8 protein-coding genes are annotated in these 11,609 nt (G+C 44.9%); 4 read left to right on the top strand and 4 right to left on the bottom strand.

Going from position 1 to position 11,609, the window contains the following annotated elements; all coding sequences use genetic code 11:
* On the top strand, window positions 1–184 hold a 184-nt coding region (locus tag B9G53_RS27900; protein ID WP_217901505.1), incomplete at its 5' end, for a hypothetical protein.
* Between the two features lie 113 nt (window positions 185–297).
* Here B9G53_RS27900 and B9G53_RS04405 read toward each other — a convergent pair.
* Both B9G53_RS04405 and B9G53_RS04400 read right to left on the bottom strand, forming a co-directional pair.
* Complete coding sequence (locus B9G53_RS04405) at window positions 298–513, bottom strand: Nif11-like leader peptide family natural product precursor (protein ID WP_094529576.1); 216 nt, start codon at window positions 511–513, stop codon at window positions 298–300.
* 239 nt (window positions 514–752) lie between these two features.
* Window positions 753–1,913, bottom strand: coding sequence for a 5-(carboxyamino)imidazole ribonucleotide synthase (locus B9G53_RS04400; RefSeq protein WP_094529575.1), 1,161 nt, complete (start codon window positions 1,911–1,913; stop codon window positions 753–755).
* Between the two features lie 517 nt (window positions 1,914–2,430).
* On the opposite strand from B9G53_RS04400, the gene B9G53_RS04395 reads away from it, so the two are divergent.
* The 3 genes from B9G53_RS04395 to B9G53_RS04385 all read left to right on the top strand — a co-directional run bounded on the left by B9G53_RS04395 (window position 2,431) and on the right by B9G53_RS04385 (window position 5,173).
* Window positions 2,431–3,429: a metal ABC transporter substrate-binding protein gene (locus tag B9G53_RS04395; protein ID WP_094529583.1), complete on the top strand. Its 999-nt coding sequence runs from the start codon at window positions 2,431–2,433 to the stop codon at window positions 3,427–3,429.
* A 50-nt stretch (window positions 3,430–3,479) separates the two neighbouring features.
* Complete coding sequence (locus B9G53_RS04390) at window positions 3,480–4,247, top strand: metal ABC transporter ATP-binding protein (protein WP_094529572.1); 768 nt, start codon at window positions 3,480–3,482, stop codon at window positions 4,245–4,247.
* A 71-nt stretch (window positions 4,248–4,318) separates the two neighbouring features.
* Complete coding sequence (locus tag B9G53_RS04385) at window positions 4,319–5,173, top strand: metal ABC transporter permease (protein WP_094529570.1); 855 nt, start codon at window positions 4,319–4,321, stop codon at window positions 5,171–5,173.
* 181 nt (window positions 5,174–5,354) lie between these two features.
* Here the strand turns inward: B9G53_RS04385 and B9G53_RS04380 are convergent, their stop codons facing one another.
* On the bottom strand, window positions 5,355–6,707 hold the full coding sequence (locus B9G53_RS04380) for an ATP-binding protein (RefSeq protein WP_094529568.1): 1,353 nt from the start codon (window positions 6,705–6,707) through the stop codon (window positions 5,355–5,357).
* A 59-nt stretch (window positions 6,708–6,766) separates the two neighbouring features.
* Window positions 6,767–11,542: a WD40 repeat domain-containing protein gene (locus B9G53_RS04375; protein WP_094529566.1), complete on the bottom strand. Its 4,776-nt coding sequence runs from the start codon at window positions 11,540–11,542 to the stop codon at window positions 6,767–6,769.
* Window positions 11,543–11,609: the final 67 nt, after the last annotated feature.

Raw genomic sequence — 11,609 nt, 5'->3', positions numbered from 1 at the left:
CCCGCCGAACCAATTTTGGGTTTTATTAAATTATCATTCCTTAGCAGATATCAATATTAAATGCACCATGATTCTGGCAAATCATGCGAGGGACTCCACTTGTCATCCGTCCTATATTCTTTTGGTATATTTTTTGGGTGTTTATTCTTCCAATATAGCTGTCGCCATTCTTGTTAGGACATAAAACCCAAATAGTGTGAGGCGGCGCTTCGCGCCGCCTCACACTATTTGGGTTTTGATTTGTCCTGATACAGGTGGCTATAGCTATACTTGTCCAATCAGATATTCAAAAAGCATTTAGTTGTACTCTCCAGGAATATCAGTTTTTCTAACAGTAACCCTGTCAACCTTCTGACCTGACATTCTCAATAATTCATCACCTGAAAATTCAAAACCAAGCTTTAGTGCTATTCGCGCAACATCATCTGCGGTTGATGCTGCGAGTACCTCGTTTTTAAGTTCAGGTTCAGACTGCATTTTCTTTAAAAATGCTTCGATTTGCTCAAAAGCCATATTTAAAATTCCTATTCTCGCTAGCTACTCGTAATCTAAAGAAAAACAGCAGTATGTTCTTTAAGACTAGCAGCACAGGGGTATCAAGATTCGGGGGAAAGATGATTATCGCGACGCACTGCTCTGCATTCAGATATAGCAATCCTAAATGGTTTGTGAGAGTGCGCCCCGAAGGGGCGCACTCTCACAAACATCCAAATCTTACAAATCATTTAGGATCGCTATATAACTAGTAATTTTTAATTGCTGTACCAAATGCTTTCGACGCGATCGCTAATATCTATAGCCAAATCGTGAGTGTCTGCCAAAATTGTAACGTGACCAAGTTTGCGTCCGACTGAAGAACTCTTCTTACCATACCAATGGATATGAATATTAGGAAAACTGGCGATCGCCTTGCGTTTGTCTAAATAATCAGCATCTGCCCCAGTGACATTCTCAAAACCCAGCAAATTGACCATCACGGCTACAGGTGCAACCATCGAAACGTTACCTAATTGCCTCCCACTAACAACGCGCAATAACTGCTCAAATTGCGAAGTTTGACATCCTTCGATGGTGTAATGCCCTGAATTGTGGGTACGCGGCGCAATTTCATTAACACTGATTTCTCCCTCAGCAGTCAAAAAGAATTCGATTCCAAATATGCCGATCGCATCTAGGGTGGTCACAATCTGTTGGGCAATAGTTTCTACTTTTTTACTAATTGTCGCGTCAACCCTTGCAGGAGTGATCGTGCGACGACAAACTTGATTGGTTTGCAGAGTTTCGGCAACGGGATAAATGGCGATTTCTCCCGATTCTGATCGCGCCGCAATGACAGCAAGTTCTCGTTCAAAGGGAATGAAGGCTTCAGCGATCGCAGGAGCTTGATGCATACTTTCCCAAGCCGATCTCAATTCAATTTCATCAGCAATTACCCAAGTACCTTTGCCGTCATAGCCATGTCTTCTGGCTTTGAGTACTAGGGGATAACTTAATTTTTCAGCCGCCGCTAAAAGTTCTAATTCTGTCTCCACACTATAAAATTCGGGTGTGGGAATATGATGATTGCGAAAATGTTGACGTTGATTCAGCTTATCGACAGAGATCGCCAAGGTTTCTAATTTTGGTAAGAACAATAAGTCTCGATCGCCTGTACGCTCCATCAGTTTTTGTAAAGCAACCAGATCGACAAATTCATTCTCAAAGGTAATTACTTGGCAATGCTCGGCAAGCTGGGCGGTGGCGCTAGCATCAGCAACTTGACCGTAAATCACGCGATCGGCAACGGTTACGGCTGAGTCATCAGGACTTGCGGCTTGCACAGTTAGCTCAATGTCAAGATGCTTGGCAGCGATCGCCATCATCCACGCCAGTTGTCCACCACCAATCACCCCGATCTTTTGTCGAGTAACCACTACAAAATCCCTAAATTAATATGCTTATGACAAAGGCTCAGTAGGTGTTTCGGGAAGGTAAAACATCATAAACGGCTCAATGCTTTTCATGAAAGGCGTTTCAGATGTCGAAGTCCTCTGAGGCTAAAACTATTGTATATCGAGCATTTCAACCCTTGAAGCTAAAGCAACTCCCTAAAACACCTATTGGGCTTTTGATTTTTTCTTGTACATGATTATACATTCATTGGTTAGGGCTTAGTCAGTCAAAAAACCAAACAAAAAAATTATGTTTGAGTCATCCAAGATTTTGATCGCGGCGATCGCTTATACCAATTCACAAAAGTGAACCAACACTTTTGTGAATTGGAAAACAAACCCAGTAAGAGTTTTAAAAACACAAAATGGAGTAGCCATTTTGTGTTTTGGGATTACTTGCATTTAGGCATTTTTTAGATAGCTCCAGCTTTTCATAATCGTTTCATTTTTTGCTTGCATGTGCTATATTCTAGAAAATGAAACGATTATGAAAATAATCATGAAGCCTTCCCAACTCATTAGTCATCAAAGTTTTACCTCTTGGAAAAGCCATCAAGCTATTCTGACTAGTCTTGTGTTTGCTATCGGGCTGAGTGGATGCAACTTACCGACGACCTCCACTCCAGCTAGCCCCAACCCTAATTCCACCAGTGCATTAGAGAGTAAAGACAAAAAAGATCAAAAAGTGATTCTGACTACGTTTACGGTGCTGGCTGACATGGCGCAAAACGTGGCGGGAGATAAAGCTATCGTCGAGTCAATTACCAAGGTGGGGGCTGAGATTCATGGCTATGAACCAACACCGAGCGACCTGCGGCGAGGACAATCAGCCGATTTGATTTTAGATAATGGCTTGAACTTGGAACGTTGGGCTGAGCGCTTTTATAACAGCTTTCCTAAAGTCGATCGCCTGACCTTGAGTGAAGGCATTCAGCCGATCAACATTACTGAGGATGCTTATCAAGGTAAACCCAATCCTCATGCTTGGATGTCGCCGCAAAATGCATTGATCTATGTCGAAAATATTCGTAAGGCGTTAGGAAAACTCGATCCTGCGAATGCTGCTACCTATGATGCGAATGCTCAAACCTATAGTCAGCAGATTAGAGCTCTCGATGCCAAACTTAAACAAGCGATCGCTGTAATTCCCCCTGACAAGCGCTACATCGTCAGTTGCGAAGGTGCATTTTCTTATATTGCTCGCGATTATGGATTGAAGGAGGTTTACATTTGGTCAGTGAATGCGGAACAGCAAGCTACTCCTAAGCAAATCGAAAAAGTGATTGAAGTCGTGAAGGCTAATAAAATACCGACCGTATTTTGTGAGAGTACCGTCAGTGATAAAGCGATGCAACAGGTGGTGAAGGAAACTGGCGCAAAGTATGGCGGTGTCTTTTATGTAGACTCTCTCTCTCCTCCCGATGGACTGACCCCGACTTATCTCAAGCTATTGGAATATAACGTCAATACTTTAATCAAAGGCTTACAGAGCAAATAGAACATATAAAAGTCGAACATACAAAAATCTAAGATAAATGGAGAACAATTATGAATACATTGAGCATTGATATTGAGAATGTAACAGTAGCCTATCATGGCAAAGTTGCTCTACATAAAGCCTCCCTCCAACTCAAAGCAGGAACAATCTGTGGCTTAGTTGGGATGAATGGCGCGGGTAAATCTACGCTGTTTAAGGCAGTGATGGGCTTTGTGAAGCCTGTTAGCGGTAGAGTTTTGATTAATGGATTGCCAATCCGTCTTGTCCAAAGAAATAATCTCGTTGCCTATGTGCCACAAACGGAAGAAGTAGATTGGAACTTCCCTGTGAGTGTGCATGATGTAGTGATGATGGGACGCTATGGCTATATGAATTTTCTACGGATTCCGCGATCGCAAGATCAACATGCAGTGCGTGATAGCTTGGAGCGTGTGGAAATGTGGGAAATGCGCGATCGCCAAATTGGAGAACTATCAGGTGGTCAAAAGAAACGCACATTTTTTGCCCGCGCCTTAGCTCAAAAAGCCAATGTTTTACTTCTAGATGAGCCATTTGCAGGGGTTGATGTTAAGACTGAGAAGATGATGATTAATCTGTTAATGGAGCTGCGTGATGCAGGTTATACGATTCTCATTTCTACCCATGATCTTGACTCAATTACAACATTTTGTGATCAAGTGGTGCTAATCAATCGCACAATTCTTGCCTATGGTGAGACTTCAGAAGTATTTACCGAAGAGAATCTTTCGCGTACTTTTGGCGGTTCGGTGATCGATTTATCGCGTTCAAAAATTCAGTTAACTCAAGGCAATCAGTAATAATTTTTTTGATGATTCATCCCTGTGAGGCAAATCCTTACAAAACTAAAAGGTAAGTAGGAATAAAAGTAATGGAAGTAGTGAATTGGTTTGTATCGCCTTTGCAATATGGGTTTATGGTCAAGGCGATTTGGGTTAGCGCCTTGGTTGGTATTGTTTGCTCGGCGCTATCTTGCTTCATGATCTTGAAGGGATGGGCATTAATGGGAGATGCTGTTTCCCATGCAGTATTACCAGGGGTAGTACTTGCCTATGTAATCAATATTCCCTTTGCGATCGGAGCCTTTGTGTTTGGTGTGGGTTCGGTCATGGCTATCGGATTTATTAAGTCCAATACACGCATTAAGGAAGATACGGTAATTGGATTAGTATTTACAGGACTATTTGCCTTTGGGATTGTGCTGGTTTCCAAGGTCAAAAGTACGGTGGATTTAGGGCATATTCTCTTTGGCAATGTCCTTGGAATTGCCGATAGCGATATTGTCCAGACTGTGATTATTAGTGTCATCACTTTGGTAACCCTAGCGCTATTACGCAAAGATTTAATTCTGTTTTGTTTTGATGCTACCCATGCGCGATCAATTGGATTAAATACAACATTCCTCTACTACGTTTTGTTGTCTTTGCTTTCTCTAACGGCGGTTGCAGGACTCCAAACCGTGGGGATTATTTTAGTGGTGGCGATGCTGATTACCCCAGGAGCTACTGCCTATCTATTAAGCGATCGCTTTGACCATATGATGCTGATTGCCATGGCTTCGGGGATGTTCTCTAGTGTGATGGGAACCTATATCAGCTATCACATTGATGGCTCTACGGGTGGCTGTATTGTGGTTTTGCAAACCTTGCTATTTCTAGCAGCGATGATTTTTGCACCTAAGCATGGAATGTTAGTGCGATCTCGCCAACAAATTGCTGAGTCTTAAATCTCAAGCTTGCCAAATACTGAGAATACTAGCAGCGATTTCTTTGACGCTCATCTAGGTAAATAGGTGAAGTTAGTTAAAGGGTTTGACTGAGATCCTTATAGTTAATAGGTAAGAATTTTGGATGAAATTAAGCTTCACCTGATTCCCCATATGGGCGATAAATTAATGTTGCGATTTACTATTTCAATTGTTCGGCTTCGGCGAGGATGGGGTTGAGTCCGAACCATGTGCCAAGTTCGTCGAGATATTCAAAGACAAAGAGACTGCGGAGGAGGGTTTGATATCCTTCTTCACCGACTACGGCTTTTTGTGCTTTGACTTGTTGCAGAAGTTCCCATTCATTGGCGGTGATCGCTCTGATGAGGGAATCGCGTTGGGTGGCGATTACTTCTTCGAGGGTGTCGCGATCGATGGGTGGGTCTTGTTTTTGGAGACAGCCGTAGAGGAGAACGAGGAGGTTGCGAACGTGACCGCCACTGACAGTGCAAAGCCGATCGCATGTTTCTTGATTTTCAAATACTTGGTCGAGATATTGGGCGCGTTCCTCTGAGGGCAGATCGGGAAAAGCGCGGGCGAGAACCATGTCGCGTAATAGATGGATGCCTTCGGTGTGGAGTTGGTTGTCGCGATTTTTGACGCGCACCATTGGCAGGACTTTGGGTGCGCCGCCGAAGCGATCGCTGAGTGGTGCGATGGAGTTAGAGAAGTTGAGGACGAGGGGGGTGGTATAGACGATGTGGCAATGGAATTGACGGAGTTTTTCGCCGCGTGTGACGAAGATATATTCGGCTTGGTTGCGTTCTTTGGTGTTTTCGAGGCGATCGAGGCTATCGACGATCGCAACTATGCCTTTTTGTCCGCGTTCTTGGAGTGCTTTGTTGGCGGGTTCGAGGAGTTCTTTGTTGATAAGTTCCAGTAGGTTATCGGTTTGGGGTTCGAGGTGTTGGCGCAGTCGGGCGCGTGCGTCGGGGTTGCCTTTGAGTTTGGCGCTAAATTTGCCGATGCCGAGGAAGTCGGCGGAGACTTCGCCTGTGGTGCTGGCGGCGACTTTGCCGATCAGGGGAATGTTACCTTCGCCTGAGACACTGACATCGCTTTGGAGGACGCTCCAAGTTTTTTGGAGGAGTCCCTGAAAGCCTGTGGGATTGAGTTCGATTTTGGCGGCGGTGAGACTTTTGCTAATTTGGCGGGCGACGGTGAGGAGGATGTCGGATATGTCTACGTCGCTCATAACGAGGTCTTCGCTGGAGTCGAGATAGACGACGTGAAAGCCTTGGCGTTCGAGTTCGTATTTGAGTTTGCCGAGTTCGGTGGATTTGCCGCAGCCGATGTGACCTGTAAAGAGTTGATGGCTCCGATCGTCGCTACGGGTAATGGTGCGATAGAGTTCGTCGATGAGGCTGACGGTTTTGCGTTTGCCGCTTCTGGCTGCGGTGAAGTCGATGAAATATTTGCGATCGGTTTCGTTGGAGACGATGAGGGTTTTACTGGGGTTGCAAGCCTTAAAAAATTTCACTGATTCGAGATTCATTTGTTTATTTATAGATTTTTGTTTTTTGTAAGTTTTTTGCCAGTGAAGCGATAAATTGCCTAAGTGGGTGGAGAAGTACTTTTAAAGACTTTCTGAGCACGTTGCCGAAGTATCCAACTTTTTTCTGGGATGTTTGGAGTATTACTAACTGATGCAAAATCGTGCAAATGCTCACAGAGTAAAGCTAATGAATATTTCAGATCAAAATTCCACAACTTCACCGTTTTATCCCAACTCCCAGTCAGTATACTCTGTCCACTGGGCGCAAATTCAACGCTAGTGATAGCAGATTGGTGTCCCTTGAAGGTTTGCAGCAACCGCCCATCTAAACTCCACAACTTCGTAGTATGATCTCCACTCCCAGTTAACACTCCCTGTCCATCTGGAGCAAAAGCAACACTGGTAATGGCAGCTTGGTGTCCCTGAAAAGTTTGCAGCAATCGTCCATATAGCCCCCATAACTTTGCTGTGTGATCCCCACTCCCAGTTAATATGCTTTGTCCATCAGGAGAAAAAGCAATACTGTAGACAGCAGCTAGATGCCCTTCAAAATTTTGCATTACTTTACCGTCAAGATCCCATAACTTCACTGTGTTATCGAAACTTCCAGTTAGCACATTTTGTCCATCAGGAGAAAAAACAACACTTGTTACGAAAGCATTGTGTCCCTGAAAAGTTTGCAGCAATTCCCCGTTTATACTCCACAAATTCGCCATATCATTCATACTTCCAGTTAACACACTCTGTCCATCAGGAGAAAAGGCGACACTAGTTACGTAAGCGGGATAATATCCTAGGAAAGTTTGCAGTAATCGCCCATCTAGACCCCATAATTTTGCAGTGTGATCTCCACTCCCAGTTAGTACACTCTGTCCATTAGGAGAGAAGGCAACGCTAGTGACGTTTTCCTGATGTTCTTGGAAGATTTGGAGTAAATGCCCGTCAAGACTATACAACTTTGCAGTTTTATCCATACTTCCAATTAGCAGGCTTTGCCCATTAGGAGAAAAGGCAACGCTAGTGACAGTTGCCCGATTTTCTTGAAAACTAGGTATAAAATGATTCTTAATACTCCACAACCTCGCCGTTTTATCACTGCTTCCAGTTAGTAAGCTCTGTCCATCTGGAGAAAAAGCAACGCTAGTGACAGAAGCTTGGTGACCTTGCAAGATTTGTAGCAATTTACCATCAATACTCCACAACCTCGCAGTGTTATCCATGCTTCCAGTAAGTATGCTTTGTCCATCGGAAGAAAAAGCAACACTAGCAACAGAATCTTGATGTCCTTGAAAGGTTTGTAATAAGCGTCCGTCAAAATTCCACAACTTCGCAGTGTTATCCATGCTCCCAGTTAGCATGGTCTGTCCATTAGGAGAAAAAGCAATGCTAGTGATAGAACCTTGGTGTCCTTGAAAGGTCTGTAATAAGCGCCCATCACGGTTCCACAATTTTGCAGTATTATCTATGCTTCCCGTTATTAGGCTTTGTCCATCGGGAGAAAAGACAACACTAGTAACAGTTGCCTGATGTACTTGGAAACCTAGCAGCATTTGTTGATTATGCCGACTCCACAGCCTTACAATGTTATCTTCATTAACAGTCAGCAAAATCTGTCCATCGGGAGAGAACGCAACACTAGTAAAGTGATTTTTCTGATTATATTGAAATTTCAATTCGAAAGATTGTAACAACTGTCCACCAAGGCTCCATAATTCTGCCTTTACAGACTCATTTTCGCTTGTAATAGCCATAAAATCATTCATACCATTACGACTCCCAGTTAAAATGTTTTGTCCATCGGGAGAAAAAGAAACGCTAATGAGTCTGTTAAAACCCCGATTGATGATTTGCAATAATTGCCCATGATAACTCCACAAAGTTACTGAGTTATCCCCCCCAGTTAATATGCTCTGTCCATCGGGAGAAAAGGCAACAGTAGTGATAGATTGTGTCTCTTCAAAGCGATTTTTCTCTTTGGGAAGGCTTGCAGCACGGTGTAATGTTGCTAACAACTCTATACGACCAACCTTTAGCTCAGTAATCTTTCCTTGCCAAGTTTGTGCTTTTTCTAAAACAACGACTTGTTCCTCAAGGTTAAACGACTTACTATCCATCACACCCTTCATATAGAGGCTATCAGCAATTGCTTGGGAGTTGAGAATATTTTCCTCTCTAGCCTTTTCAGCTTGCTTTCGCTTTTGACGTTCATCAGCCAACTGTTTCTCCAATTTTCCTCCAAACAGTTGACGGATCGGTGGTACAAGATAATCATGAATTAACTGGTAGCAGGATTCTTGTGCCATCACAATTTTAATCGCTAGACCAGAGCCAGTTAATACATTCAGTACAAAACTTAGATCGCCTTTAACAGAAACATCTTGAACTTCTGTAGATAGATCAGGCATTAATAACTTAATATCTCTTTGTAGTTCATTTTTAGTCTTTACTAAGCGTTTTCCAGATTCATCAGTAAAAGCATATAGAATCTGTTCTGCCAGTTCTTCATTATCCTTTTTACATTCTTGTACGACTTGAGTTAACCACCTTTCCACCAAAGCCTGTTTTGGATTCTTCCCCAACCCCTCATACGCCGCCAAAGTCGTAATCTTCACCTCCCTATGCAACATCTGCGCCCCCACCACCTGCAACTCAATCGGACGCACCTCCCCAAACTCCGCCGCCAGATCCGCCACCAACCGATCCACCAGCGCCTCCTCCAACCGATAGGGCGATCGCTCCGTCAACTCCTTAATTACCGCCTTCGCCCTCTCCTTCGAGAAATTACCAAGATAATAGCGCACATTCTTATTGAGAATGTCATTGTTAATCAGTTCAATATTGGCAAGGCGATCGCACTCCAACAAATAGTGAATATAATCCTCCCGCAACGACAAAATCACCCATACATAAGGCACAGCCAGACACTCACGCAAAAAGTCATATAACTTGCAGCGTGCTGGTACATCCGTATGCTTAAAAAAGAACTCCTCAAACTGATCGAAAATGAGAACAGTAATTAGATTTTGGCGATCGCGATCGTGTAGTTGAGCGATAAGCGACTCAGATCCCCCTAAATCCCCCTTGTAAAGGGGGACTTCAAGATCTTCTTCTTCTTTTCCCCCCTTTACAAGGGGGGCTAGGGGGGATCTCCCCAACTTATGCGCGATAAGCGACTCCGATCCCCCTAAATCCCCCTTATAAAGGGGGACTTCAAGATCTTCTTCTTTTCCCCCCTTTACAAGGGGGGCTAGGGGGGATCTCCCCAACTTACTCGCCAATTCCCCTTGCCAATCTTCATAATGCTCAATCACCACAGGCTGAATAGATCGCGACTGATGAATAACCTTCCGCAAGGCTGGCACTAACCCCGACTGCAACAGCGAACTCTTACCCACACCTGAGGGGCCATGCACCACCGTTAACCGACAATCGCTCCGTTTAACCCGATCCACCAATGCCTCAATATCTGCCTGTCGTCCCGAAGCCGCAACCTCCTCCATCGCATCCTCACCGATCGCCCCGACACGACGTTGTGGTTGCAACCTTCCTGCCCCAATAAACGCCCGAAAACCATAACTCGTTTCCACCGACTCGCGATCGCACTTCACCGTAAACGCATCACGATAATTTCCCACCGCCGTATAAGCCCGATGCAACGCTTGCAAAATCCGAATATGCAAATCAGGATCGACCTCTGGCAATACCAAAGCTTTCGCCCGTTCTAAAGGTGCGATCGCCTCCTTGGCAAGATTCATACCAATCAGCGATCGCCCCAAGGACAACAAATAAAAACCTTGGCGCTCCTGTCCCTGTAAAGCTTTCTCCGCTTCAGCCTTAGCAGCTTGCCAATCTTGACGGGCGATCGCCACTTCAGCGCGTAACCCCGCCGCCCAGTCTGGCAAAATTACCAACTCATTCGCAAAATTTGCTAATGCTTCCCATTGGGTCGCCTTCCCAGTTTCAGGCAAAGCTAGAGCTAACAAAATCTCACCCAAAGCCAAGGCTACCGATGCTTGTTTACCCTCAGGCTCCTGCCAAGCCATCTGTAACTGCACACGGGCGCGATCGCAATTTATCCTAAAATCTATTCGTTCCTGTTTGCCTCTCAGTTGCCACCACAACCCCAATCGATAACGCGCCGCCGCCGCCAAACTCCCCGTACTCACCTGCGCCAGACAATTCTCAAAATGCTCCCTTGCGGCATCACCACTCCCCGCCTCAATCCCAAACACCAACGCCACCTTTGCCGCTAACTCAGGTGATCGGTTTTCCTCAAGGCGCTGCCATTCCTGCCATGCCCACTGTAACTCTTGCCCAATCCCGCGTTTACCCTCCCGCGCAGCAAACGCCCAATCCAAAACATCCGCAGTCTCACGCTCCAACATCGCTTGCAATTCTGCACGATCCAAAGCAAAGTCAAAGGGAGGCGCAGCCCAACTTGCCAAATCAGGCGATCGCCTGCGTAGTTCTGCTTCCACATCATCCGTCACCCATAGCACCAAGGGAAACTTAAACCGCTTCCGAAATTCCTCCCGCGCATTATTCGCCAGCGCCAAAATATCATGCAAGTGCGGCGAAGCTTCCAACCCCGTGACACTAATTACCTGCGTCCCCTCACCCACCTCATCCAAAATATCGACAAGATTCACCACCCCATCCGCATCTGTAATATGGCGATCGTAAAGCCCAGATCCCAATTGCGCTTTTAAATCTGCAACAAGGCAATCGCGTACCTCTATCGAGTTACAACGCGCCAACAACAAAGCAAAATCGCCTTCAGAAAGTGCGATCGCCCGTAATAGCCGTTTCAGAGTAGCCTGTCTATCTGTACTCATCTCTATTCACATTTGCAGCTTTAATATTAAGCCTTGTGAGCCATTTTCTTAGCATCAAAAAACTCAA

This window comes from Pseudanabaena sp. SR411, assembly GCF_002251945.1.
GTDB lineage: Bacteria > Cyanobacteriota > Cyanobacteriia > Pseudanabaenales > Pseudanabaenaceae > Pseudanabaena.
The sequence above is the reverse complement of the archived record's forward strand: the minus strand, read 5'-3'. Positions and strand labels throughout refer to the sequence as shown.

What these genes read in the sequence shown, in the direction of transcription:
- B9G53_RS04405 (WP_094529576.1), bottom strand. Translation starts at nt 513, where the DNA reads ATGGCTTTTGAGCAAATCGAAGCATTTTTAAAGAAAATGCAGTCTGAA.
- B9G53_RS04395 (WP_094529583.1), top strand. Translation starts at nt 2,431, where the DNA reads ATGAAGCCTTCCCAACTCATTAGTCATCAAAGTTTTACCTCTTGGAAA.
- B9G53_RS04390 (WP_094529572.1), top strand. Translation starts at nt 3,480, where the DNA reads ATGAATACATTGAGCATTGATATTGAGAATGTAACAGTAGCCTATCAT.
- B9G53_RS04385 (WP_094529570.1), top strand. Translation starts at nt 4,319, where the DNA reads ATGGAAGTAGTGAATTGGTTTGTATCGCCTTTGCAATATGGGTTTATG.
- B9G53_RS04380 (WP_094529568.1), bottom strand. Translation starts at nt 6,707, where the DNA reads ATGAATCTCGAATCAGTGAAATTTTTTAAGGCTTGCAACCCCAGTAAA.
- B9G53_RS04375 (WP_094529566.1), bottom strand. Translation starts at nt 11,542, where the DNA reads ATGAGTACAGATAGACAGGCTACTCTGAAACGGCTATTACGGGCGATC.